Genomic DNA, 22,407 nt, shown 5'->3' with positions numbered 1-22,407 from the left:
GGCGGGGCGGGCGGGGCCCTATTAACCCCGGTTCTTCACTCCGCCGCTCAGTCGCTGCGCTCCTTCGCTCTGTCGCTCCAGAACCGGGGCGGGCCTCGCCTTTGTGGTGGGCTCTGTTTTCAGTGGGGTGGTCGAGGTCTTCGTGATCTTGGTTCTTCACCTCTGCGGTCGGTTGTTGTGTTTCTTCGCTTTGTCGCTCCAGAACCGGGGCGGGCCTCGCCTTTGTGGTGGGCTCTGCTTTCAGTGGGGTGGTCGAGGTCTTCGTGATCTTGGTTCTTCACCTCTGCGGTCGGTTGTTGTGTTCCTTCGCTTTGTCGCTCCAAGACCGTGGTGGGTTCGTTGGGAGTGGGCGGGAGGTGAAGGGGCGGTTCGGCGGTGTGGGGAGGCTCACACGGGTCGGTGTCCGGTGGCCGTCGATCTTCGACTGGGCGTCCTGCGGGCTCGGTCGGTGTCTGCCATGGGTTGCGGCTCCGGGCCTCGACCACACCCGCAAGTGCAGCTCCGGCCTTCCCCGGGCCGGTCCCGTTCCTGTGGCAGAGTGGGCAGTAACGCATCCTTATCGGCGGTTTGTATCGGTATTCGTTCAGCGGGGAAGGACAAACATGCTCGGGGTCAGCCGTGACGGCGACGTCGTCACCATCGAACTGCAGCGCGAAGAGCGGCGAAACGCGCTGAACCTGGATCTGGTCACCCGGCTCCGGGAGGCGCTGTCCAATGCCCGCCGCGATTCCCGGGTCGTCGTGATCACCGGGCGCGGCCCGGTCTTCAGCGCCGGCGCGGATCTCGACGGCGTGTACTCGACGGAATTCCTCGACGCCCTGCTGGATATGTTGCACGAGGTCGAGGCGATGCCGGTGCCGGTGATCGCCGCGCTGAACGGCCCCGCGCTCGGGGCGGGAGTGCAGCTTGCGATGGCGGCGGATCTGCGGGTGATGGCGCCGGACTCCTACCTCGCCATACCGGCCGCGAAACTCGGTATCTCCGTGGATCGTTGGACTACACGTCGGCTGGTCTCGCTGATCGGCGGTGGCCCGGCCCGTACCGTGCTGCTCGGTGCCGAGCCCATTTCGGCGTCCGATGCCTACACCTTCGGATTCGCCAACCGGCTCGGCACGTTGGCCGACGCCCAGGGCTGGGCGAAGTCCGTCGCCGAACTGGCGCCGCTGTCGCTGCGCCATCTCAAACTGGAACTCAACGACGACGGCACCCGCGAGCCGGCCAACAACGAACAGCAGGCCGCATTGGAGGCAGCATGGTCCAGCGCGGACGCCGAAGAGGGCAGGCAGGCCCGGCAGGAGAAGCGTCCCGCCAAGTTCGTGGGCAAATGATGCGGCCGCGCACTGCCGTCGCGGCGGCGGCCGGACTGGCCGGGATGACGGTATTCGGCTGGGTGGCGCGGGCCCTGGACGGGCTGCCGGCCGCGCTGGGCGCCTCGGTCTCCGCGATCGCGCCCACCGCCTCCGGCGCCCGCAGCTATCGGGACCGCCAGTTCCACAACACCGAACCCGCGTCACCGATCGTGGTGCGCGAGAACCCGACCGGTCTGCTGTCGATGGTGGCCGGTATGCGGGCCGGACGCCCGAAGGGCGCGGTGCCACTGGCCGAATCCCGGCAGCCAGGGACGGCCGCGGAACTCGCGGTCACCTGGTACGGGCACGCCAGCGCGCTGATCGAGGTGGACGGGTACCGGGTGCTCACCGACCCGGTGTGGAGCGAGCGGGTCTCGCCGTCCCGGCTGGTCGGCCCGTCCCGCATCCACCCCGTCCCGGTGGCGCTGGACGAATTACCCCCGGTGGACGCCGTGGTGATCTCACACGACCACTACGACCATCTCGACGCCGACACCATCGCCACCCTGGTGCATACGCAACAATCCGTTTTCGTGGTGCCGATCGGGGTGGGGGCGCATCTGCGGCACTGGGGGGTGCCGGAGTCGCGGATCGTCGAACTCGATTGGGGCTGCACGTATTCGCTGTCCGCCCCCGATGACGACCGTCCCGAACTCACCGTCGTCTGCGCGGAGGCCCGGCACTTCTCGGGCCGCGGACTCGTCCGCAACACCACGCTCTGGGCAGGTTGGGCGCTCGTCGGCGCGAAGCACCGGGCGTATTTCGGTGGCGACACCGGATTCACCAAAGCGTTCGCGGCGACGGGCGCGCAGTGGGGTCCGTTCGATCTGACCCTGCTGCCGATCGGCGCCTACGACTCGCACTGGGCCGATATCCACATGAACCCGGAGGAGGCGGTGCGCGCACACGCCGACCTGTGCCTGGGTGAACCGGAGCACGGCGTGCTGGTGCCGATCCACTGGGCGACGTTCAACCTCGCACCCCATCCCTGGGCCGAACCCGTCCGCCGTCTGGTCGACTCGGCCGCGGCGGCGGGTACCGAGATCGCGGTACCGGTGCCCGGTGAACGGCTCGATATTCGTGACCTCCCGCCCGGGCGTTCCTGGTGGGAGGATATGGAGTGAACGCTTCCGCACGGTGACAGGGAAGGAATCGGCTATGAGCTTGATGGACAACCTGAAGAACCTGGTCGGCAAGGGCCAGGAAACAGCCGCGAAGAACTCCGACAAGATCAATCAGGCGGTCGACAAGGCCGGGGATTTCCTCGACCAGAAGACCAAGGGCAAGTACTCGGACAAGATCCAGAAGGGTAAGGAGGCCGCCCGCAAGGTGGTCCCGCCGGAGCATCCGGGTGGCCCCGGACCGGCCGGTGGCCCGGGGCCGGATCCGCGTCCGTGATCGGCGGCGCGACACCGGACGGGGTTGTCCGCCCGCGGATGTGATCCGGGGTGGCCCGGAGTTTCGCAGGTGAGCCCGGGCAGCCGGATATCGAAGTCCGGCTGAGCAACCCGGACAAGGTGCTGTATCCGGAGACCGGCACCACCAAGGGCGAGGTGATCGAGTACTACGCCGATATCGCCCCTGCCATGCTGCCGCATCTGGCGGACCGCCCGGTCACCCGGAAACGCTGGCCCGACGGTGTCGCGGCGTCCTCGTTCTTCGAGAAGAACCTCGCCGCCGGGACTCCGTCCTGGGTGCCCCGCCGCAGCCAGCGGCACTCCGACCGCGAGGTGACCTACCCGGTCATCTCCTCGCAGGCGGGACTGGTCTGGCTCGGTCAGCAGGCGGCATTGGAGATCCATGTACCGCAGTGGCGCTTCGACGGTGCCGAGCGCGGCCCGGCCACGCGGCTGGTGTTCGACCTGGATCCCGGCCCGGGCGCCGGACTGGCCGAATGCGCGCGGGTGGCGCTCGGCATCCGGGATATGGTCGGCGAGATCGGGATGCGCGCCTATCCGCTCACCAGCGGCAGCAAGGGTATCCACCTCTACGTTCCGCTGGATCGGGCGCTGAGCCCCGGCGGGGCGTCGACGGTGGCGAAACAGGTGGCGGACAACCTGGAGAAACTGCTGCCCGATCTGGTGACGGCCACCATGGCGAAGAAGGTCCGGACCGGCAAGGTCTTCCTGGACTGGAGCCAGAACAATCCGTCGAAAACCACAATCGCGCCGTACTCGCTGCGTGGCCGCGCCGAACCGAACGTCGCGGCACCGCGCAGCTGGGACGAGATCGAGAACGGCGCCGACCTGCGGCAGCTGCGTTTCGACGAGGTGCTGCGCCGATACCGGTCCGACGGCGACCTGCTCGCGGGTCTGGATCCGCCGCTCGACGACGCACTGACGAAATACCGGTCCATGCGGGATCCGGCGCGGACCCCGGAACCGGTGCCCGCGACCTCGCCGCGGCCCGGGGCCGGCGACCGGTTCGTGGTACACGAGCACCATGCGCGCCGCCTGCACTGGGATGTCCGGCTGGAACGCGAGGGTGTCCTGGTCTCCTGGGCGGTCCCCAAAGGGCCACCGGACAGTCCCAGCCAGAACCGGCTCGCCGTGCACACCGAGGACCATCCGCTGGAATACCTGGATTTCCACGGCACCATACCGGCGGGCGAATACGGCGGCGGCGAGATGTCGATCTGGGACACCGGTACCTACCGGACCGAGAAATGGCGGGACGACGAGGTGATCGTGGTCCTGCGCGGCGACCGCCTCGACGGGCGCTATGCGCTGATCCGCACCGAGGGCGATCAATGGCTCATGCATCTGATGAAGGACCAGCCGGCCCCCGCGGCCGAACTACCGCGCGGCCTGACACCCATGCTGGCCACCAGCGGCGAAGTGACCGGACTCCCGGAATCGGAGTGGGTGTTCGAACGCAAATGGGACGGCTTCCGGCTCATCGTCGAGATCGACTCCGGTGAACTCCGGTTGCGCAGCCGGGCGGGCAACGATGTCACGGCACGCTATCCGCAGCTCGCCGAGCTGGCCGCCGATCTGAAAGGCCATCAGGTCGTGCTGGACGGGGAGATCATCGTGCGCGATCCGGACGGTGCGGTGAACATCGCGCTACTGAAAGCGAATCCGCGCCGCGCGGAATTCGTGGCATTCGACCTGCTCTACCTCGACGGCACCTCGCTCCTGCGGAAGCGCTACCGCGACCGCCGCCGGGTGCTCGAGGCGCTCGCCGCCACCGCACCCGCGCTGCGCGTACCACCACCTTACGAAGGCAGCGGAGCGGACGCGGTGCGGCGCAGCGAACAGGACGGGGTGGAAGGGGTCGTCGCCAAACGACTGGATTCGGTGTACCTGCCCGGAACCCGCGGGCACGCCTGGGTGAAACAGCGAAACTGGCGGACCCAGCGAGTGGTGGTGGGTGGTATGCGGCGCAGCCGCGCGCGCCCGTTCGCCTCACTGCTGGTGGGGATTGCGGCCGAAGACGGTCTCGTGTACGCGGGTCGGGTCGGTACGGGCTTCGGTGATGCGGGTATGCGTGAACTCGCCGCGCGGTTGCACCGGCTGGAACGCAAGACCAGCCCGTTCGCCGGCGATCTGTCCGCCGCGGAACGCCGCGATGCGATCTGGGTGACGCCGAAGGTGGAAGGCACTGTGCGGTACATGGATTGGACCGAGACCGGCCGGCTCTGGCATCCGGCATGGCTGGGCGAACTGTGAGCGCCGTCGCTGTCGAGGATGTGGCCCGTGGCCCGAATCCGCTGGGTACTGTGATGTTCGAGCGAGTTCGAACAAGGAGCAGAGATGGATTTCAAGGGCCTGGCGAACAAGGCACTGGGTTTGGCGCGCAAGAACGCGGACAAGGTGGATCCGCTGATCGAGAAGGTCGGCGACGCGGTCGACAAGAAGACCGGCGGCAAATACGCCGGACAGGTGGACAAGGCACAGGAAGCCGCCCGCAAGGCTGTGCGCGACCAGAAGAAGTAGCTGTGTTCATCGGCGGCGCCTGCGGCGCCGCGGGGTCGAGGCCCCCGAGGTCCCGCCGTTCAGCCCTCGAGACTCGCGCTTCGCGCATGCGCTTTCGAGGGCTGAACGGCGGGACGGGCCTCGACCTTTGTGGGCCTCGTATGACTCGGCACGAGGGCAGGGTTGCGTACGCGGGTCACCGGGACGGATGTGCGTGTAGGGATGTCCTATACCTTCACAACAGTATTTCCATTGTCAAAGCGCCCGCGCATACCGCTACGACCACGATCAGCGCGATCACATCGTTGCGGCCGGGGGCGGCGGGGCGGGCGGTGAGCTGACCGGTCCCGCCACGCGCGGTGATCGCCTCGCCCAACTCGCCGGCGCGCCGGGTGGATACCGCCATGGCGGCGGTGAGGATATCGATCACCGGGTCGGTGGTGCGGTGCAGCAGACCGGGTTTGGGGCGTAGCCGGCGGGCGGCCCGCAGGATGCGGATCTCCTCCAGCAGCAGCGGCAGCCCGCGCAGGGTGAGGGCGACGACCACTGCCAGCTCGTCGACCGGGACACGCAGTTTCCGCAAGGGTCGGCCGAGTGTGGCCAGGGCGGGGGCGATTTCGCTCATGGGGGTGGTCCAGGCGATGAGCATCGACGCGGCCACCAGGATCAGCCCGAACACCACCACCTGCGCGTACCGCAGCACGGCGGTACCACCGACGGGCACATTGATCAGCGCGCCCAGCCCGATCAGCAGCCAGAACAGGAACGGCAGCCGGGGCAGTACCCCGAGCGGCAGCCGGGCCACGATGCCGATCGCGATCAGGAACACGATCATGATGCCGAGGATGGGCCAGCTGGGCAGAACCATCAGCAACAGGCTGATCAGGAACGCGCCGATCATCTTGGTCCCGGCCCACAGGTTGTGGACCGGACTGGTGACGGGGACCCGGCGCAGCAGCACAGTGCTCATCGCGCACCTCCGTGGTCGATACCGTGGGCGTCGCCACCACGCAGCCGCCAGGTGGGTTCCGGGGCCGGGCGGTGTGCCGAACCGGGTGGATGGACAGGTGGTACGGGCGCCGTATCGGATTCGGTTCCGGGAACGGGAACCGGTGCGGCCTCGGTTTCCGGGATCCGGCCGGCCCGCAGATGGACGGTACGGTCGCAGATGGCGGCCACATCCTCGACATCGTGTGAGATGACGATCAGGGTGAGGCCCGAGTCACGTAGGCGCGCCAGCAACTCGACGATATCGGCGCGGCCCTCCGGGTCCAGTCCGGCCAGCGGTTCGTCCAGTACGACCACCTGCGGGTGGGCGGCGACGATGGCGGCCAGCACCACCCGTTTCGCCTGGCCACCGCTGAGTTCCTCGATGGACCGGGTGGTCAGCGCGCGGTCCAGGCCGACGGCGTCGAGCGCTTTGCCCACGGTCCCGGAACCGGTGCCCTCACCGCCCCAGTCGGCGACCTCCTCGCCGACGGTGTGCCGCTGCAACTGCAGCCGGGAATGCTGGAACGCCAGTTCCACCCGGCCGATCTGCCTGCTGACCGGTTTCCCCGCCAGTTCGCAGCGCCCGGTGCTGGGCGCGATCAGCCCGGCCATGATCCAGGCCAGCGTCGACTTCCCGGACCCGTTCCCGCCGACGACCAACAGTGCCTCCCCGCGCCGCACCGACAGATCGACCCCGTGCAGGGCGGGTGCCTCCCACGGGGTGCCGCGGTTGTAGGTGTGCCGGACACCGCGCAGTTCGAGCAGGGTGTCGCCCATGGGGCGGCGGCGTTGCGCCCGGGCCGGTTTCGGCCAGGCCGGTAGGTGACCGACCATCCGGCCCCCGGCCAGGTGCACCACGCGGTCGGCGGCACCGGCGTCGGCCTCGTGATGGGTCACCAGCAGTACCGCCATGGCGTGCCGTTTCGGCAGACCGGCCAGCAGGCTCACCAGTTCGCGTCGACCCTCCGGGTCGATCATCGAGGTGGCTTCGTCGGCGATGAGCAGGGCCGGGCGGCGGGCCAGGGCGGCCGCGACCGCCAGCCGCTGCTGCTGACCGCCGGACAGGGTCGCGGTTTCCCGGCCGCCCATCCCGTCCAGCCCCACTTCGTGCAGGAGTGCGTCGATATCGACCTCGGCCGCGAGCGCGGCGGGTAGCCCCCAGACCACATCGTCGGCGACCAGTACGCCCAGCGTCTGGCTCTCCGGGCGTTGCAGGACCAGTGCCGTTCCGCCGAGATGGCCGAGCCCGGCGGAACCCGGTCGTTCGACGCTTCCGCTGCTGGGCGGAAGCCCGGCCAGCAGCCGGGTGAGGGTCGATTTGCCCGATCCGTTGTGCCCGACCACCGCGACGAATTCGCCGACTTCGACCCGCAGGTCGATTCCGGTCAGCGCGTCCGCGGGCGCGCCGGGATACCGGTATCCGGCCCCGCGCAGCGTCACCGGCAGTGGGGCGATCGGCCGGTGGTCGGCGGGTGCGTCGAGCCGGTCGGTGCCGGGTAGCCAGCTGAGCCGGTCCAGTACGGACCCGAGGACGAACCAGGAGACCAGCGCGGTGACCACGGTGCCGACCAGGACCGTGCCGCCGATATAGACCCACCACCACTGCAGGACGGTATCGGTGAGATGCAGTACGCCGCGGCCCAGCGGTTCCAGATGCCGCTGCCGGGACGTGAGCTCGTTCAGACCGGTCGCGGTGTTGCGGACGGTGTCGAAGAGCAGATTGCGGGTCGCCGAGAAGGCCAGCAGGAACCCGATCGAGAAGGCTCCCCACGCGATGCCGGCGAGAATCGACAGCCCGGTGACCGCGACCAGGCCGCCGTGGCGGCGTTTGACGGTGCCGACGATACCGCCGATGGTGGCGGTGGCGACCATGGCCATGGCGGCGGTGAGCCCGGCCGCGACAAAGGTGACCAGGGCGGCCGATACCGAGGCGGTGAACACGGTCCGGAAGCGGTAGCGATGAGCGAGCAGGCCCATCGGAACCGCCGCGACGAGCTGGAGTGCGGCGGCGAAGGGGACGACGGTGCCGATGGTCACCAGTCCGACGGTGACGCCGCCCAGTACCGCCCCGGTGGCGAGTTCGATCGGACGCAGTGCCGTGGCGTGTCCGGTCCCGCTGCGCGCACTGTCGCCCGGTGCGGTGCCGGACCCGGCCGAGTCGAGCGCCGTGGCGCCGGGGTCCCGGTCCGGTTCGCCGGGTCGGGTGGCTGCGGACTGGTCACTCACGAACTCAAGTCTGCCAGCCGGGCGGGTGGGCGCGAATCGAAGGTATTGCAAGCATGCGCATTGACGCATATGTTTGTCGGGTGGGACATGATCATACGCATCACGTATCACCGGAGAGCGCCTCCGGGAAGTATGTCGGCCGGTTGGCTCTGGCATTGGCCATCGGCGTGGGATTCATGCTGATAGAGCTGGTGGTCGCGCTGGCCACCGGTTCGCTGGCACTGCTGTCGGACGCGGCCCATATGCTCACCGACGTCGTGGGTATCGCCATGGCGCTGTCGGCGATCGCGCTGGCCCGTAACACCCGCCCGAGCTACACCCGCACCTTCGGCTATTACCGCGCCGAGGTGATCGCCGCGCTCGCCAATGCCGTCCTGCTCTTCGCTGTCGCCGGATATGTGCTGGTCGAAGCGGTGCGCCGGTTCGGTGAACCGCCGGAGGTGCCCGGCGGTCCGGTGCTCGCCGCCGGCGCGATCGGCCTGGTGGCCAATATCGCGGCCTTCCTGCTGCTGCGGCGGGGAGCTGAGGAGAGCCTCAATGTGCGGGGGGCCTATCTCGAGGTCCTGGCCGATATGGTCGGCTCGTTCGGCGTACTGGTGTCCGCCGCGATCACGCTGACGACCGGCTGGCTCTACGCCGATATGATCGTCGGCGTCGCGATCGGCCTGTGGGTTCTGCCCCGCACCTATCTGCTGGCCCGGCGGTCGCTGCGCATCTTGTTCCAGCACAGCCCCGAGGAACTGGATGTGGAGAAGGTGGCCGGTGAGCTGGCCGCCGTGCCGGGGGTCTGCGATGTCCACGATCTGCACGTCTGGACCCTGACCTCGGGTATGGAGGTCGCCTCGGCCCATATCACCACCACCGGCGCGGACGCCGGTGACGAGATCCTGCGCGCTGCCCAGCGCCTGCTGGCCGAGCGGTTCCATATCCAGCACGCGACCCTCCAGGTCGAGTCCGCCGATACCGCCCGCCGCTGTGCCGAGCTCTCCTGGTGAACCCCTGACGATCGATCGAGATATTCGGCCATAATGTCGGGATGGTGCAGAGTCCGTCGATCCGGGACTGGGACTTCCCCCGGGGAGTCGCCAGTGTCGCGCTGATGGCCGGATACGGAACCGAGCACGGAGTTTCCCTCTCGGCGCTACTGCGCGGTACCGACCTGACCGAAGCCCGGCTGCACGATCCGGACGCCCAGATCGACGCGCACACCGAACTCGCCGTGGTCCGCAACCTGGTCCGCGAACTGGACCGGCCCGGTATGGGCGTCGAGGTGGGCCGGCGGTACCGCATCACCACCTTCGGAATCTTCGGGTTCGCCTGCGTGAGCAGCCCGACACTGGCCGAGGCCATCGATTTCGCCCTGCGCTACCTCGAACTGAGCTTCACCTTCTGCCTGCCCGTGACCCAGTGGGAGCACGGCGAATTCATCGGCCGCATCCACGACGAATCGGTGCCCGCCGATGTCCGTCAGTTCTTGGTGGAACGCGATGTGACGGCGATGCATCAGGTGATGAGCGACCTGCTCGGCCGTCATCTGGCCCTGCTGCGCGCCGAATTCCGGTTCCCCGAACCGTCCTACGCGGATCTGATCCAAGAGGTGACCGTCGCCCGGCCGCGGTTCGGGCAGCCGGACAACCTGGTGGCCATCGATCCGGCGATCCTCGACCGGCCGCTACCGCAGGCCAACGAGCACACCCTGGCCATCTGTCTGGCCCAGTGCCGGGACCTGGTGCACCGCCGCCGGGCCCGGACCGGGATCGCCGCGGAGGTGCGGGCCCGGCTCGTGCCGCGCGGCGGTCTGGACGGTCTCGCCGCACCGCCCGGTATCGACACGGTGGCCGGCGATCTGAACATGAGCACGCGCACCCTGCGCCGCCACCTCGACGCCGCCGGTACCAGCTACCGCGCGCTGCTCGACGAGGTGCGTCAGGCCCTGGCCGAGGAGATGCTGACCACCACACCGCTGTCGGTGAGCGATGTCGCGATCCGGCTCGGCTACGCGGAGGCATCGACCTTCATCTACGCGTTCCGGCGCTGGACGGGCGGCACCCCCGCCGCCTATCGCCGCGCCCGTGCCGGCCGGTACTGACCGGCGATCAGAACGGAGTACCGATCCAGCCACCCATCGGGACGCTACGGAAATGCGTGATCAACCGGTGGTCGTCGTCGACCACATGGAGCGCCACGGCCGGATCCGGCGCGTAGTCCATCACTCGCTCGGGTGGCGCCAGCTCCCATTCGCCGCCCAGCACCGACGCGGTACTCGGTCCCATGAGCAGGGGGCGTCCGGCGAAGGTGGCCACGGCGGCGGTATGCGCGTGCCCGGCCAGGGTCCCGATGATCCGTTCGTCGGCGGCGATCACTGCGGCGAGCCGTTCCGGCCCGGCCAGGGCGATGGAATCCACGATCGGGCTGTGCAGGAACACCGGTGGATGATGCAGCGCCAACAGGACGGCGTCGTCGCCGGGAGTCTCGGCGAGAGTGCTGTGCAACCAGTCGTAGGTCTGCTCGGTCAGGCGCCCGGCGGACTGACCGGGAACGCTGGAATCCAGCAGGATCAACGTCAGGCCACCGACCCGGTGCACATGATTGACGGGGTCGTCGAGCGGGGGAGTGCCCAGCAGCACCTCACGGAACGCGGCACGTTCGTCGTGATTACCCGGAATCGCGAGTACCGGCAGATCGGCCTGCAGTGCCGACCGTGCCTCGGCGTACTGCTCGGGCTTCCCGGAATCGGTGATATCCCCGGTCACCACGATCACATCGGGCCGTCGCCGCAGATCCGCCAGATAGGCCATCACCCGTTGCGCACGTTCGACGTTACGGGTACCGAGATCGAAATGTGTATCGCTGACCTGGGCCACCAGGATCATCGGGCCTCCTGTGTTCGATTGTGCGTCGCCGGCGCACAGGGTCGAGGCCCCTGAGTCCCGCCGTTGCACCCGCGAAACACATACCTCGGCGCAGGCATTTCGCGAGGGCAACGACCGGACGGACTCGGCCCTTTCCGAGCTCGTAGCACCCGACACCGCGTGGAGTCCCGGTCCGGTGTCGGTTCCAACAGCCAGCTTAGGGCAGATAAGGGGCATGAACAGCGGAGCTATGAGCGAGGACACCAGCGGTGCACGATGCGCGAGATGTGGCGGGGCTCGCGTGGCTTCTCCACCCGGGGCATCCGGTCCGCGCCCACCCGGGGCGGCCGCGCTCCGGCGAAGTCACCGGGGATCGGGTAGAACCGGTGGCGGACCGGCCAGCGGCGCCCAGAAGTCGTCCCCGGGCGCCGCCGCCAAGGCCAGCCGGCCGTCGGGGCGCCAGTCGGCGGACAGCGTCAGGCGCCACGAATGCAGGTGGGCACGCGGGAAGGCGCCGGAGCGATCGAACAGCGGGTCGCCCAGGATCGGGTGGCCGATCCAGGCCAGGTGCACTCGCAGCTGATGGCGGCGGCCGCTGATCGGCCGCAGAGCCACGACCGTGTGACCGGGCTGGCGGGCCAGGACCGTGAATTCGGTGGTGGACGGATAGTTCTTGGTGTTCAGCAGGTCCGATTCGGCCACGGACCAGCGATCGGCGTCGCGCCGGATGGTTTCGCGGGGGGCAGCGACCCGGACGCGATTCTTGCGGCCCACGCTGAGCGGAAGTTCGACGGTCCCGGTCTCGGGGAGTTCGGTCGAGCCGGCGTCGACTATCGCCAGATAGATCTTTTCAGCGGTCTGCTTGTTGAACTGGCGGGTCAGCGGGCCGTGGGCCGACAGATCCCGGGCGAAGAGAATGAGCCCCGAGGTCACCTTGTCGATCCGGTGCACCGGATACAACTTCTCGCCGTGTTCCTCGGCGGCCGCCACGATATCGCTGTCGTGGCGTTCTCCGGTGACCGAGATCCCGGCGGGTTTGTTCAGAGCCAGGATCGCCTCGTCCTCGATGAGCAGGCTGCGGGCGCGCAGCTCGGGCCAGTCGATATCCACCGGTCGAGCTTAGGACCACAACGGATCGTCGCCTGCTGTGGACAGGTTCCGGAGTCCGGCCGGGTACCGGCGATATCGCGAAACTCCCGGGATCCCGGATGGGCCGAGAGTCGGCCGCCGTAGAAGGCACAATGGCGACAGCAGGCCTGAGTCAGTGATATCGCATACGGCGGTTCGCGAGGGTTCGCCCTCTCGAACCGCGTTCGACGACCGAATCGCCCGTCGAGCGGGTCGACGTGGACCAGGTGTCCACCGGGCGCGAGAGCTAGCCGGACCGACCTCCCCAGGAGTGATGGTGGCCTCCTTTACTCCGCGCAATCCCGGCCGGATCATGGTCGGCGACCGGATCGCGCCGGGCGGGCGCACCCAGATGCTGATCCTGGCCACAGTGGGGTTCGCGCTCAACTTCTGGGCGTGGGCGCTGCTGAGCCCGCTGGCGCCGCGATTCCGCGACGAGTTGGGGCTGAACTCCTTCCAGGAATCACTGGTGGTCGCCGTTCCGGTGATCGTGGGATCGCTGGGGCGGATCCCGATCGGCGCGCTGGCCGACCGCTACGGCGGACGTCTGATGTTCCCGGCGGTCTCGGTGATCACGGTGGTCCCGGTGCTGTTCTTGGGGCTCATCGGGCATTCGGCGTTGGCGGCGCTGCTGATCGGCGGCTTCTTCCTCGGTATCGGCGGCACGGTGTTCGCGGTCGGGGTGCCGTTCGTGAGCGCGTGGTTCCCGCCGCAGAAGCAGGGACTGGCGATCGGTGTGTACGGCATGGGGATGGGCGGTACCGCGATCAGCGCCCTGACCACGGTGCGCTTGGTGGACGCGGGTAACACCGCCACACCTTTCCTGCTGTGCGCGATGGCGCTGCTGATCTACGCGGCCGTCGCCTGGTATCTGCTGCGTGACGCACCCGGGCGCACCCCGCCCACCGAATCGATGACCGACCGGTTGAAGCAGACCGTACGCCTACCCGCGACCTGGGCGGCCTCGGCGCTGTACGCCGTCTCGTTCGGTGGTTTCGTCGCGTTCTCGGTGTACCTGCCCTCCTATCTGCGTACCGCCTACGATCTGTCGCAGGCCGATGCGGCGAACCGGATGGCCGGGTTCGTACTGCTCGCGGTGATCATGCGACCGGTCGGCGGCTGGCTGGCCGACCGATTCGACGCGCCCACCGTCCTGGCGACCACACTCTGTGTCGTCGTGATCGGCGCCTCCGTCCAGGCCGTCACTCCCGGCCTCGCACCGACGGGCACCATCGCCTTCCTCGCGCTGGCCGCAGCGCTCGGCGCCGGAAGCGGTGCCACCTTCGCTCTGGTGGCCCTGATCGCGCCGCCCGGCAAGGTCGGCGCGGTCACCGGGTTCGTCGGGGCCGCCGGCGGCCTGGGCGGATTCGTTCCGCCGCTGGTGATGGGCGCCATCTACGAGACCACCGGCGATTACGGGCCGGGCCTGCTGGCCTTGGCGGTCGTCGCCCTCGTCGCACTGCTGTTCACGGTGATCGTCGTACGGCAGCAAGTCGACCGGAACCAGACCTGATGTTGCGATACCTCCGCCTTCGCTGCAGCCTCCGCGGATCGCATCCGACTGCTTCGAGGAGGTTCTGTAATGCGGTCCTCCGCCTTTGCTGCAGCCTCCGCGAACCGTATGTAACCGCTTCGAAGGAGGCCTGATGACTCATACGCGCCGGGGTTCGGGGCAGGCGGGGCTCGACGACGGGCTCACCGATGCGCTGGTGGGGACCCGGCGTTTCTTCACCCGCGCCGACATATCGCCGGATCGGCGGGCGATGTTCGAGGTCGGGGGCCGGCAGGCGGACGAGTTCTATCGGGACCGCTGGAGTCACGACAAGGTGGTGCGGTCCACGCACGGGGTGAACTGCACCGGATCGTGCTCCTGGAAGATCTATGTCAAGGACGGGATCATCACCTGGGAGACCCAGCAGACCGACTATCCGTCGGTGGGCCCGGACAAACCCGAGTACGAGCCGCGCGGCTGTCCGCGGGGTGCGGCGTTCTCCTGGTACACCTATTCGCCCACCCGGGTGCGGTATCCGTATATCCGGGGCGTGCTGCTCGAGATGTACCGGGCCGCGAAGGCGGCCACCGGTGATCCGGTGACCGCGTGGGAGACCATCGTCGAGGATCCGGAGTCGGCGAAGCGCTACAAATCCGCGCGCGGTAAGGGTGGGCTGGTGCGGGCGACCTGGGACGAGGCGACCGAGATGATCGCGGCCGCCCATATCCACACCATCGCCCGGTACGGCCCGGACCGGATCGCGGGTTTCTCGCCGATTCCGGCGATGTCGATGGTTTCGCACGCGTCGGGCGCGCGGTTCGTCTCGCTGGTGGGCGGGACCATGCTGTCCTTCTACGACTGGTACGCGGATCTGCCGGTGGCCTCACCACAGGTGTTCGGCGACCAGACCGACGTCCCGGAATCGGGGGACTGGTGGGACGCCGGCTACTTGATCATGTGGGGGTCGAATCTGCCGGTGACCCGCACCCCGGACGCGCACTGGATGACCGAGGCCCGGTATCGCGGGCAGAAGGTCGTCGCCGTCTCCCCGGACTACGCCGACAATGTGAAATTCGCCGACGAATGGCTGGCCCCGCATCCCGGCACCGACGGCGCGCTGGCCATGGCGATGGGGCATGTGGTGTTGCGCGAGTTCTTCGTCGAACGCGAGGTGCCGTATTTCGCGAGCTATGTGCGCCAGTTCACCGATCTGCCGTTCCTGGTACGGGTGGAGGAGACCGCGGACGGTTATGTCGCGGGCAAGTTCCTGACCGCCGCCGACCTCGACGAGTACGCCGGGGTGGAGAACGCGGCATTCAAAACCGTGGTGCTCGCGGCCGACGGCCGTCCGGTCGTCCCGAACGGTTCGGTCGGTCACCGCTACGGCGAAACCGGAATGGGGAACTGGAATCTGGACCTGGAAGGCGTGGTACCGCAGCTGACACTGTTCGGCAGAACCGCGGTGCCGGTCTCGCTGCCCCGCTTCGACACCGTCGGCAGCGCGGATTCCGCGATGCTGCGGGGCGTGCCGGTACGCCGGGTGAACGGTCACCTGGTGACCACGGTGTTCGATCTGATGCTGGCGCAGTTCGGAGTGCACCGGGAAGGTCTGCCGGGGAAGTGGCCGGTCGACTACGACGACCCCTCCCAGCCCTACACCCCGGCCTGGCAGGAATCCATCACCGGTGTCCCGGCCTCGGTGGCGCTGCGGATCGCACGCGAGTTCGCGGGCAACGCCGAGGAGAGCAACGGCCGTTCGATGATCATCATGGGCGCCGGTACCAACCACTGGTTCCACTCCGACACCATCTACCGCGCGTTCCTCACCTTGACCACACTCACCGGATGCCAGGGCGTGAACGGCGGGGGCTGGGCGCACTACGTCGGTCAGGAGAAATGCCGCCCGATCACCGGCTGGACGCAGCTGGCCTCGGCGCTGGACTGGTCGCGGCCGCCGCGGCAGATGATCCAGACCGCTTTCTGGTACCTGCATTCGAATCAGTTCCGCTACGACTGGTTCGGCGCGGACAAACTCTCGGCCACGCCCGGTGCCGGGCAGCTGGCAGGGATGAGTACCGCCGATGTGATCGCACAATCGGCGCGGCTGGGCTGGATGCCGTCGTATCCCACGTTCGACCGCAACCCGCTGGAACTGGTCGATGCCGCCGAAGCCGAGGGCGGATCGCTGGCCGGTTATGTGGTGTCGGAATTGCGTTCCGGCCGTATGCGCTTCGCCTGCGAGGACCCCGACGCTCCCGAGAACTTCCCGCGGATACTGAGCGTGTGGCGAGCGAATCCGCTGGGTTCCTCGGCCAAGGGCAACGAGTACTTCCTCGAACATCTCCTGGGCACCGAATCCTCGCTGCGTGCCAAACAGACGCCGGCGGGGGCGCGTCCGCGGGACGTGGTGTGGCGGCCCGACGCCCCGCGCGGCAAACTCGATCTGCTGCTCACCCTGGATTTCCGGATGACCAGCACCACTTTGTTCTCCGATATCGTGCTGCCCGCCGCGACCTGGTACGAGAAACACGATCTGAACACCACCGATATGCACCCGTTCGTGCATTCGTTCAATCCGGCCATCGCGCCGCCCTGGCAGACGCGCACCGATTGGGACGCTTTCCGGGCGATCGCCGAGAAGTTCAGTGAGCTCGCCGGTCCCCGGCTCGGGGTCCGCAAAGACGTGGTGGCGGTCCCGCTGTTGCACGACACCCCCGACGAACTCGCCACGCCACACGGCCGGGTCGCGGATTGGAAGACCGGGGATACCGAACCGGTACCCGGAGTCACCATGCCGAAACTGGTGGTGGTGGAGCGCGATTACGGCGCGATCGCCGCCAAGATGAGCGCGCTGGGCCCGCTGGCGGAGAAACTCGGCGGTACGACGAAGGGCGTCACCTTCGATTTCGGACCCGAGGTCGAATATCTGCGGCACAAGAACGGGGTGATCCGCGGTGGCCCGGCCGACGGCCGGCCGTCGTTGCAGCGCGGTATCCAGGCCTGCGAGGCCGTTCTCGCCCTGTCCGGCACCACCAACGGGCGCCTGGCCGCCGAGGGTTTCCGGACGCTCGAACAGCGCACCGGCGTGCAGCTCGCCGATCTGGCCGCCGAACACGAGGGCAAACAGATCACCTTCGCCGATACCCAGGCCGCCCCGGTTCCGGTGATCACCTCACCGGAATGGTCGGGGTCGGAAGCCGGCGGCCGCCGGTATTCGCCGTTCACGATCAATATCGAACGCCGCAAACCCTGGCATACGCTCACCGGTCGCCAGCATTTCTATCTCGACCACGATTGGATGACCGAACTCGGCGAGGGACTTCCGGTGTACCGGCCGCCACTGAACATGGCCGCCCTGTTCGGGGAACCGGTGCTGGGTTCGACGGGAGAGCTCGGGGTCACCGTCCGCTATCTCACCCCGCACAGCAAATGGTCGATCCACTCCGAATATCAGGACAACCTGTTCATGCTGAGCCTTTCGCGCGGTGGGCCGAATATCTGGATTTCGCCGCGCGACGCGGCGACGATCGGTGTCGCCGACAACGAATGGGTGGAGGCGGTCAACCGCAACGGCGTGGTGGTGGCGCGCGCGGTGGTCTCGCACCGGATGCCGGCCGGGACGGTGTACATGTACCACGCGCAGGATCGGCTCATCGACGTGCCGATCAGCGAAACCTCCGGGCATCGCGGCGGTATCCACAATTCGCTGACCCGGCTGCTGGTCAAACCCACCCATCTGATCGGCGGATACGCCCAGCTCAGTTTCGCGTTCAACTATCTCGGACCCACCGGTAATCAACGCGACGAGGTGACCGTGATCCGCCGTCGCAGCCAGGAGGTGAGCTACTGATGCGGGTGATGGCACAGATGGCGATGGTGATGAACCTCGACAAATGTATCGGCTGTCATACCTGTTCGGTCACCTGTAAACAGGCGTGGACCAACCGGTCGGGCGTGGAGTACGTGTGGTTCAACAATGTGGAGACCCGGCCCGGGCAGGGCTATCCGCGTACCTATGAGGATCAGGATCGGTGGCGCGGCGGCTGGGAGCTGAACCGTCGGGGGCGTCTGCAGCTCAAGGGTGGCGGTCGGTTGCGCAAACTGTTCACGATCTTCAGCAATCCGATCCTGCCCGCCCTGAGCGACTATTACGAACCCTGGACCTACGATTACGAGAACCTCACCACCGCACCCGCCCAGCGCCACACCCCGGTGGCCCGGCCGAAATCGCTGATCACCGGCGAGGATACGAAGATCGAATGGTCGGCGAACTGGGACGACGATCTCGGCGGCGCACCCGAATTCGGTGATCGCGACCCGCTGTTGCGCAAACTCGCCGAGAAGGTGCGTTTCGAATTCGAGCAGACCTTCATGTTCTATCTGCCGCGGATCTGCGAGCACTGCCTGAATCCGTCCTGCGCCGCCTCGTGTCCCTCGGGCGCGATCTACAAGCGCAGTGAGGACGGGATCGTCCTGGTGGATCAGGACCGCTGCCGGGGCTGGCGGATGTGTGTCTCCGGGTGCCCGTACAAGAAGGTCTATTTCAACCACCGCACCGGGAAAGCCGAGAAGTGCACGTTCTGTTTCCCGCGGGTGGAGGTCGGATTGCCGACGGTCTGCGCGGAAACCTGCGTGGGCCGGTTGCGCTATATCGGCCTGGTCCTCTACGACGCCGACAAAGTGCTCGAAGCCGCGGCAACGCCGGACGAACAGGGACTCTACGAAGCGCAGCGGGAGGTCTTCCTCGATCCCGCCGACCCGGAGGTGCGCCGGGAAGCCGAACGGGCCGGTATTCCGTGGGACTGGGTCGAGGCCGCCGACCGTTCGCCGATCTATTCGCTGATCAACACCTATAAGGTGGCGCTGCCGCTGCATCCGGAATACCGCACGATGCCGATGGTCTGGTACATCCCGCCGCTGTCACCGGTGGTCGATATCGTCCGCGATACCGGCCACGATGCCGAGGACTACGGCAATCTCTTCGCCGCGATCGAGGCGCTGCGCATTCCGGTGGATTATCTCGCGCAACTGTTCACCGCGGGGGATCCGAAACCGGTGAACGCGGTACTGCACCGGTTGGCCGCCATGCGCAGCTATATGCGCGATATCAATCTCGGCCGCGCACCCCAGGAGCGTATCGCCGCGGCGGTGGGGATGACCGGGGAGCAGATCTACGATATGTTCCGGCTGCTCGCCCTGGCCAAATACGACGAGCGCTACGTGATTCCGCCCGCACATACCGAATCGGCGCACGGGCTGGAAGAACTCGCCACCGAATGCAGCCTGGACTACGAGGGCGGTCCGGGAATGACCGGTTCCGGCCCGTTCGGCGAGAGTTCCGGCGGAGTCTCGCCCATCGCGGTGGAGAACTTCCGCATGCTGCGTAACCGGCAGACCGCCGAAACCGCCACCAGCGTCGGCGGCCGCGGCCGGGTGAACCTGCTCAACTGGGACGGAAAGGTCCCCGACGGGCTCTTCCCGCCCGAGGGCAGCCCGGCATCCGGCGACGCGGACGACCAGCGATGAAGGCCGCCCGAGGTCTGGACCCGGCCGCCCGCGCCGCCGCCTGGCAGGTGCAGTCGTTGCTGCTCGGCTACCCGGACGAATCGCTGCGCCGCACCATGGATCTACTGGGCGCGGTGGCGGCGACACTTCCCCCGCCGGTGGGTGCTCCGCTCACCCAATTCCTGAGTCATGTGCGCACCAGGTCGGTCTTCGAACTCGCCGCCGACTATGTGGCGACCTTCGATCACCGCAAACGGTTCAGCCCCTACCTCACCTATTTCGCCTACGGCGACACCCGCAAACGCGGCGTCGCGCTGCTGCGTTTCAAACAGGCGTACCGCGAAGCCGGGCTGAAACTCTCCGACGCGGAACTACCCGACCACCTCTCCGTGGTACTCGAGTTCGCCGCGTCCGGCAACCCCGAAACCGGGTTGCGCCTGCTCACCGAGCATCGAGCCGGCCTGGAAGTGATGCGCCGGGGCTTGCGCGACTTCGGCTCGCCCTGGGCGGACGTCCTCGAATCGGTCACCGCGACCCTGCCCGCACTGGTCGGCTCCGAAGAAGACGCCGTCGCCCGGCTCATCGCCGCAGGCCCACCCGAGGAAGCCGTCGGCCTCGCCCCGTTCACCCCACCGCAGTACCTCCCCGATCCGGTCGTTGCCCGCCCCGCAACCGGCCGCGCCGGTCCGGACCCCTCCTCCGCCTACTCCGGATCATCGGCACGAACGCCGGAGGCGGGGCAAATGAACACGGAGGCACGTCGATGAACATCACCGTGCTCGCTGCCCCGGGCGAAAGCCTCACCGCCGGCGATATTCTGCTGTGGGTCGCGCTGCCCTACGCATCCATCGCGATCTTCCTGGTGGGCCACTACTGGCGCTACCGCTACGACAAGTTCGGCTGGACCACCCGTTCCTCCCAGCTCTACGAGAACCGGCTGCTGCGGCTGGGCAGCCCGCTGTTCCACTACGGGATCCTGCTGGTGATCCTCGGCCATATCGTCGGCCTGTTGATACCCGAGGGCTGGACCGAGGGCCTCGGTATCGGTGAGGGGGTGTATCACGCCGCGTCGACCATCCTCGGGATACTGGCCGGGGTGGCCACCCTCGCGGGCGCCGCGATCCTCATCTATCGCCGCCGCACCACCGGCCCGGTATTCTCCGCGACCACCACCAACGACAAGATCATGTATGTGCTGCTCATCGGCACCCTGCTCCTGGGGTTCGGCACCACCGTGGTCAACAACGCGAACAACCATCCGCACGACTACCGGCAGACGGTCTCCCCGTGGTTCCGCTCGATCCTGTCCTTCCGCCCGGACACCGATCTGATCCTGGCCGCCCCCATCGGTTTCCAGCTCCATGCGCTCGCCGCCTGGCTGCTGTTCGCGTTCTGGCCGTTCACCCGGCTGGTCCACGTGTTCTCGATGCCGCTCGGATACCTGACCAGGCCCTATATCGTCTACCGCAGCCGCGACCGGGAACTGGGTTCCCGGCCGGAGCGGCGGGGGTGGGAGCGGATTCGGTAATCCGACTTCCTAGTTGTGGTCTTCGGGCGGTAAGCCGGTATGGTCGCCCAACCAGAAGTGAACAACGCGTCAACACGTGACGTGCGCGGAAATCGATATGGTCCAGGGACGGAATGATGATTCCGCTGGGACCCGATCTCAGGACTTCGTCCAAGGTCCACGGGACCGGGTCGCTCGGATCGTGGACCGCGACGCGTTGAGCATGGAACCCGTGCGCAGCGGCGAGCAACCCGCATTCGGTCTCGAGCAACCCTCGGCCGACGTCACAGAGCGAACGCTTCAGAAACACGATGGCATGCGGCATCAGCGGTTCGCCCTATTCGTCCATGCGGAACAGTGGCGTCCTGAAAGTGATTCTGGACGGGCAGGGTATTGCCTGATGGAGGCCAATCGGATCACTCCTGTCGAAAGCAGCGGACAACTACTGCCCGAGCGTCTCCTGAAGGGCGGTCTCGTCTCGTCGCTCTCCGTGTCCCGGCTTCATCGCGGTGATATCTTCTGCGTCTCTTCTGTTCTCGGCTGCCCGCGTTGACCACACCCCTGGAGATGGGACATGGCGACCTTCCTGAAAGTGCTCTTGCAACAACGCCACTTGCAAACGGTCGCGGCGTTCAACAGGGAGTACGACCGGCATGCACTGAAGATCGATCCAGCGATCGTGGGATGCGGTCCGAAGAAGGCGCAGTTCTACCGCTGGTTGTCCGGGGATATCAGCGGCCTGCCCTGTCCGCACCATCGCCGCATCCTGCAAGACATGTTTCCGGGCCGGTCGATGGAGGAGCTGTTCCAGCATCACGCGGAAGCCGATCCGGACCCGGTGCTTCCGAGAATCCTAGTCGCTCCGGAGCCGACTCCGGGGGCGAGTCTCCCACTGCCGATATCGAATCGGTCTTCTTGAGCCGTGCCGCCTGCACGCAACGGATGCCGCCCCAACAGTTGTTCGAGTGCGCGCGCACCATAGATATGGTCGGTATCTCGCTGAATCTCATGTGCCAGCAATATCCCGAACACGAGATCTATCGGTTGCTGGACTCCGGTGCTGAGATCAGGTGCCTTCTCGCTGGCACTGCTGCACGATGGACAGCCGAAGATCGGGGTCATCGGAGCGCCATTTAATTTGAGGTCCCGTCGATGGGATCGAGCGTCCACACATACTCTTTGTCCGACTCCGAGGTAGCTCTTCCCCGACGCCACAAGGCTTCCTGCGCCTTCGGACCTATGACGAGATCGCTCGATTCAACATCGCAGATCGGCGCCCTGGGCAACAGCTCTGCGCGCGATGGCCAGCTTTCCCGAGGCGGTTTCGGAGACGGCGTGCACACCGGCGACGTCGACCGACCCGTACGCGCCGCGCACCGTTGTCTCGGGGCGGTATCGCAAGAGCATCGGTGACGCCGAACGCGGTGTGCGCGCCGTATCC

Annotated in this window: 20 protein-coding genes; 15 read left to right on the top strand and 5 right to left on the bottom strand. The window is 67.5% G+C overall.

Annotated features, from left to right (window positions below; translation table 11 throughout):
- Positions 1-602: 602 nt before the first annotated feature.
- From ACWCPQ_RS28815 to ACWCPQ_RS28795, 5 genes are all read left to right on the top strand, one after another.
- Positions 603-1,328 (top strand): enoyl-CoA hydratase, encoded by a 726-nt coding sequence (locus tag ACWCPQ_RS28815; RefSeq protein ID WP_449904689.1) that lies wholly within the window; start codon positions 603-605, stop codon positions 1,326-1,328.
- Positions 1,325-2,473, top strand: coding sequence for an MBL fold metallo-hydrolase (locus ACWCPQ_RS28810; protein WP_449904687.1), 1,149 nt, complete (start codon positions 1,325-1,327; stop codon positions 2,471-2,473). Before ACWCPQ_RS28815 ends, ACWCPQ_RS28810 begins: the two co-directional genes overlap by 4 nt.
- Positions 2,474-2,507: 34 nt before the next feature.
- A complete protein-coding gene (locus tag ACWCPQ_RS28805) occupies positions 2,508-2,747 on the top strand; it encodes an antitoxin (RefSeq protein WP_449904685.1) in 240 nt (79 codons plus the stop codon).
- A 50-nt stretch (positions 2,748-2,797) separates the two neighbouring features.
- Complete coding sequence (locus ACWCPQ_RS28800; protein WP_449904683.1) at positions 2,798-5,020, top strand: ATP-dependent DNA ligase; 2,223 nt, start codon at positions 2,798-2,800, stop codon at positions 5,018-5,020.
- Between the two features lie 84 nt (positions 5,021-5,104).
- A complete protein-coding gene (locus ACWCPQ_RS28795; RefSeq protein WP_058853851.1) occupies positions 5,105-5,287 on the top strand; it encodes an antitoxin in 183 nt (60 codons plus the stop codon).
- Positions 5,288-5,501: 214 nt separating this feature from the next.
- On the opposite strand, the gene ACWCPQ_RS28790 is transcribed toward ACWCPQ_RS28795, so the two are convergent.
- Both ACWCPQ_RS28790 and ACWCPQ_RS28785 read right to left on the bottom strand, forming a co-directional pair.
- Positions 5,502-6,236, bottom strand: coding sequence for a CbiQ family ECF transporter T component (locus tag ACWCPQ_RS28790; protein ID WP_449904681.1), 735 nt, complete (start codon positions 6,234-6,236; stop codon positions 5,502-5,504).
- On the bottom strand, positions 6,233-8,350 hold the full coding sequence (locus ACWCPQ_RS28785; RefSeq protein WP_449904695.1) for an ABC transporter ATP-binding protein: 2,118 nt from the start codon (positions 8,348-8,350) through the stop codon (positions 6,233-6,235). Before ACWCPQ_RS28785 ends, ACWCPQ_RS28790 begins: the two co-directional genes overlap by 4 nt.
- Before the next feature lie 212 nt (positions 8,351-8,562).
- Between ACWCPQ_RS28785 and ACWCPQ_RS28780 the strand changes: the two genes are divergently transcribed.
- Together ACWCPQ_RS28780 and ACWCPQ_RS28775 are read left to right on the top strand one after the other, a co-directional pair.
- Positions 8,563-9,477, top strand: a complete 915-nt coding sequence (locus tag ACWCPQ_RS28780) for a cation diffusion facilitator family transporter (protein ID WP_449904679.1) — start codon at positions 8,563-8,565, stop codon at positions 9,475-9,477.
- 41 nt (positions 9,478-9,518) lie between these two features.
- Positions 9,519-10,571, top strand: coding sequence for an AraC family transcriptional regulator (locus ACWCPQ_RS28775; protein ID WP_449904677.1), 1,053 nt, complete (start codon positions 9,519-9,521; stop codon positions 10,569-10,571).
- 7 nt (positions 10,572-10,578) lie between these two features.
- Here ACWCPQ_RS28775 and ACWCPQ_RS28770 read toward each other — a convergent pair whose 3' ends face one another.
- Complete coding sequence (locus ACWCPQ_RS28770) at positions 10,579-11,355, bottom strand: metallophosphoesterase (RefSeq protein WP_449904675.1); 777 nt, start codon at positions 11,353-11,355, stop codon at positions 10,579-10,581.
- A gap of 342 nt (positions 11,356-11,697) precedes the next feature.
- Positions 11,698-12,444: an RluA family pseudouridine synthase gene (locus ACWCPQ_RS28765; RefSeq protein WP_449904673.1), complete on the bottom strand. Its 747-nt coding sequence runs from the start codon at positions 12,442-12,444 to the stop codon at positions 11,698-11,700.
- A gap of 292 nt (positions 12,445-12,736) precedes the next feature.
- On the opposite strand from ACWCPQ_RS28765, the gene ACWCPQ_RS28760 reads away from it, so the two are divergent.
- From ACWCPQ_RS28760 to ACWCPQ_RS28725, 8 genes are all read left to right on the top strand, one after another.
- The gene (locus tag ACWCPQ_RS28760; protein WP_449904670.1) at positions 12,737-13,975 is read left to right on the top strand and encodes a nitrate/nitrite transporter; all 1,239 of its coding nucleotides are present in this window, start codon (positions 12,737-12,739) and stop codon (positions 13,973-13,975) included.
- 133 nt (positions 13,976-14,108) lie between these two features.
- The gene (locus ACWCPQ_RS28755; protein WP_449904668.1) at positions 14,109-17,804 is read left to right on the top strand and encodes a nitrate reductase subunit alpha; all 3,696 of its coding nucleotides are present in this window, start codon (positions 14,109-14,111) and stop codon (positions 17,802-17,804) included.
- Positions 17,804-19,480, top strand: coding sequence for a nitrate reductase subunit beta (gene narH / locus ACWCPQ_RS28750; RefSeq protein WP_449904666.1), 1,677 nt, complete (start codon positions 17,804-17,806; stop codon positions 19,478-19,480). Before ACWCPQ_RS28755 ends, narH begins: the two co-directional genes overlap by 1 nt.
- Positions 19,477-20,226 (top strand): nitrate reductase molybdenum cofactor assembly chaperone, encoded by a 750-nt coding sequence (gene narJ / locus ACWCPQ_RS28745; RefSeq protein WP_449904664.1) that lies wholly within the window; start codon positions 19,477-19,479, stop codon positions 20,224-20,226. Before narH ends, narJ begins: the two co-directional genes overlap by 4 nt.
- Positions 20,223-20,987, top strand: coding sequence for a respiratory nitrate reductase subunit gamma (narI, locus tag ACWCPQ_RS28740; protein WP_449904663.1), 765 nt, complete (start codon positions 20,223-20,225; stop codon positions 20,985-20,987). The genes narJ and narI overlap by 4 nt, the downstream gene beginning before the upstream one ends.
- Before the next feature lie 181 nt (positions 20,988-21,168).
- Entirely contained in the window at positions 21,169-21,519 is a 351-nt protein-coding gene (locus ACWCPQ_RS28735; protein ID WP_449904661.1) for a hypothetical protein, read from the top strand.
- A 21-nt stretch (positions 21,520-21,540) separates the two neighbouring features.
- Complete coding sequence (locus ACWCPQ_RS28730) at positions 21,541-21,885, top strand: hypothetical protein (protein ID WP_449904659.1); 345 nt, start codon at positions 21,541-21,543, stop codon at positions 21,883-21,885.
- Positions 21,886-21,908: 23 nt separating this feature from the next.
- Positions 21,909-22,103 (top strand): DUF5919 domain-containing protein, encoded by a 195-nt coding sequence (locus ACWCPQ_RS28725; protein WP_449904693.1) that lies wholly within the window; start codon positions 21,909-21,911, stop codon positions 22,101-22,103.
- Between the two features lie 120 nt (positions 22,104-22,223).
- Here the strand turns inward: ACWCPQ_RS28725 and ACWCPQ_RS28720 are convergent, their stop codons facing one another.
- Entirely contained in the window at positions 22,224-22,373 is a 150-nt protein-coding gene (locus ACWCPQ_RS28720) for a hypothetical protein (RefSeq protein ID WP_449904658.1), read from the bottom strand.
- Positions 22,374-22,407 lie beyond the last annotated feature (34 nt).

Source organism: Nocardia sp. NPDC001965, from assembly GCF_053594175.1.
This window is presented reverse-complemented; position numbering and strand designations above follow the sequence as displayed.

Excerpts from the sequence above, each read along its gene's own strand:
- ACWCPQ_RS28755 (WP_449904668.1), top strand. The coding sequence starts at position 14,109 with ATGACTCATACGCGCCGGGGTTCGGGGCAGGCGGGGCTCGACGACGGG.
- ACWCPQ_RS28815 (WP_449904689.1), top strand. The coding sequence starts at position 603 with ATGCTCGGGGTCAGCCGTGACGGCGACGTCGTCACCATCGAACTGCAG.
- ACWCPQ_RS28725 (WP_449904693.1), top strand. The coding sequence starts at position 21,909 with ATGCCGCCCCAACAGTTGTTCGAGTGCGCGCGCACCATAGATATGGTC.
- ACWCPQ_RS28775 (WP_449904677.1), top strand. The coding sequence starts at position 9,519 with ATGGTGCAGAGTCCGTCGATCCGGGACTGGGACTTCCCCCGGGGAGTC.
- narH (WP_449904666.1), top strand. The coding sequence starts at position 17,804 with ATGCGGGTGATGGCACAGATGGCGATGGTGATGAACCTCGACAAATGT.
- ACWCPQ_RS28795 (WP_058853851.1), top strand. The coding sequence starts at position 5,105 with ATGGATTTCAAGGGCCTGGCGAACAAGGCACTGGGTTTGGCGCGCAAG.
- ACWCPQ_RS28805 (WP_449904685.1), top strand. The coding sequence starts at position 2,508 with ATGAGCTTGATGGACAACCTGAAGAACCTGGTCGGCAAGGGCCAGGAA.
- narJ (WP_449904664.1), top strand. The coding sequence starts at position 19,477 with ATGAAGGCCGCCCGAGGTCTGGACCCGGCCGCCCGCGCCGCCGCCTGG.
- ACWCPQ_RS28720 (WP_449904658.1), bottom strand. The coding sequence starts at position 22,373 with ATGCTCTTGCGATACCGCCCCGAGACAACGGTGCGCGGCGCGTACGGG.
- narI (WP_449904663.1), top strand. The coding sequence starts at position 20,223 with ATGAACATCACCGTGCTCGCTGCCCCGGGCGAAAGCCTCACCGCCGGC.
- ACWCPQ_RS28760 (WP_449904670.1), top strand. The coding sequence starts at position 12,737 with ATGGTGGCCTCCTTTACTCCGCGCAATCCCGGCCGGATCATGGTCGGC.
- ACWCPQ_RS28730 (WP_449904659.1), top strand. The coding sequence starts at position 21,541 with ATGGCGACCTTCCTGAAAGTGCTCTTGCAACAACGCCACTTGCAAACG.
- ACWCPQ_RS28810 (WP_449904687.1), top strand. The coding sequence starts at position 1,325 with ATGATGCGGCCGCGCACTGCCGTCGCGGCGGCGGCCGGACTGGCCGGG.
- ACWCPQ_RS28770 (WP_449904675.1), bottom strand. The coding sequence starts at position 11,355 with ATGATCCTGGTGGCCCAGGTCAGCGATACACATTTCGATCTCGGTACC.
- ACWCPQ_RS28790 (WP_449904681.1), bottom strand. The coding sequence starts at position 6,236 with ATGAGCACTGTGCTGCTGCGCCGGGTCCCCGTCACCAGTCCGGTCCAC.